This window comes from Oleiphilus sp. HI0123 (assembly GCF_001635315.1).
The window spans coordinates 1-2,037 of the sequence record NZ_LWGE01001346.1; the positions used below are offsets into that span (position 1 = coordinate 1).

Sequence of the window (2,037 nt, forward strand, 5' to 3'; positions counted from 1 at the left end):
TCTAAATGATTGATATGATTATATTGCGACTTAAGCAGCAGTGTATTGATATCTTCACTACTTAGGCCCTCACCGTTTGAGAAGCGGGTTTCAATCTCTTCGAGTTTGGGCTGTATCATTTGAATTAGCATATCGTCCACTTTTGTTTTATCCATTCTCTTATCCTCCTTGATAATCATTGGTAAAAGCCTTGTCGTTAGACTAAGCGAATAATAGCATGACAGGCCTGCTTTTACACTTCACAAGCCCTAGTATCGATACTCCCATGAGACCGAAGCAGCTAAGCGCTCTACATACGTAAACGCTGTATCAACGTCTTTACTTAGGTAAGTCAGCCCTGCTTTGAAACGGCCATCAAAGATGAAACACTGGTGATAAAATTCCGCCATATAAAGTGATTGAGCACTCAGAGAAACCCCATTTCCTCTGACGCCACCATCTTCATTTAACTGTAAATAGCTGGCACGCGCACTCCAAAGCGAACCATCACCATTTTGAAGACTCATCCCGAAGGACAAAACCTCTGAGTCATTATCAAAACTAGCACCAAGCGTACGCCCATGATAGCGATAGCCACTTTCATAAAGACTATGTTCATAGGTGGTATTATAAAATACTGTCTCAAAGCCATCCGCAATGGTATTTGCGTATTCCAACTCGTACTTTAGGAAAGCGCTATCTTCTAGTGTTTGGGAAAGTTGAACGCCCGCTTGATGGGTGCGTCGCGATGGCATATAGCCCGCTTCGTCTTCACCAATTGTTTGTGCGTGGAAGGCCGCACCCAGCGTATCAGTCAATGCAAAGCCATAACGTACATCGAAGCCAGCCAACTGATTCCCCGCTTGCTTGGCTGTATTTTCACCCTGCGAAGTAAGCGACTTCCAGAAGGTAGACAAGTCTTCATCACGCCCTTCTCCACCCCACTGCATCGCACGGGATAGTCCAAACTCAAGACCTTTCAACGGCCTAAAGGTAAAACGCATGCCAGTAAGTTTTGCCTCAGGTATTGTGCGCTTACTTTCTAGCTGACCAATATAAGATACAAATTGCCACTCTCCTAACCACGAGAGCAAAGGTGTATCAAAACGCTGCCCCTGCTTGGTTCTTAAGAATACGCTCGGTACCGGCTCGGCATTATTTGTCAGGATCAAACTCGACTGAGAACCCGCGCCCCACCATTGATCGACTGCGCCAACACCCAATACCCAGTTGCCATCACGACCGCCCAGCACGCCAGCCAAATAGGAGCCATAAAAGTCTGTCTGGACGGCATCATCACCAGGATCTGTCATGACATTAGCTTGAAGCCTGAAGGCAAAGCTTTCACTATCACCCTCCATTGTTTTATGGATCTCTCCTTTTTCTTGCTGGAAAGAACCAAAATCTCTTAATAATGGCCTAGCACTGCCCGCTGTCACTTCAAGGCTTTTTTTAATACCGGACTTAGTCTGCTTACGTAGCTCAAAGCGTAATTCTCTAATCGCAGTTTTTTGCGCTGAATTGAGCTTCGAATGATCAGCTTCTGCTAATGCACTTTTTACGTCCGCCCACATAAGCGGCCAGGTCGTTAAAGAGATATCGATCACTTCTGCATCATTGAGTAGCTGAAGATTATTTCGAAGCCTAAGGTCACCTACATCAATCCATGGCGCAGCGTTTACCGAGGCAGCCATAACAAGAGAAAGGGACATTACAAGGGTGCTGAGAAGCTTAGATTTGATAGACACGAATTAGACTTTTTAGTGGTTGATTCTATGGCTGGGCATTATAGGGGTTTTGCACTTAAAGGTAAAAGCGAAAAGAACTTAAACCACAGAGGACACCGAGCGCTTCGCTACACAGAGGAAGAGATGGAGACACACCTAAAAAGGCTTTTATCTTTTCTCTGTTTTTATCTTTTCTCTGTGTAGGCCGCAGGCCGCTCTGTGCCCTCTGTGGTGAACCGTCTTTTGTGTTTTGATCTTTAAGGGATAAACCGAAGAACCACAGAGGACACCGGGCGCTTCGCTGCACAGAGGAAGAGATGGAGACACACCT

The 2,037-nt window shown here is 45.7% G+C and carries 1 protein-coding gene; it reads right to left on the minus strand.

The genetic code is table 11. The features are described from left to right. Positions 1 to 248 precede the first annotated feature (248 nt). On the minus strand, positions 249 to 1,691 hold the full coding sequence (locus A3761_RS16795; protein ID WP_068750551.1) for a capsule assembly Wzi family protein: 1,443 nt from the start codon (positions 1,689 to 1,691) through the stop codon (positions 249 to 251). Positions 1,692 to 2,037: the final 346 nt, after the last annotated feature.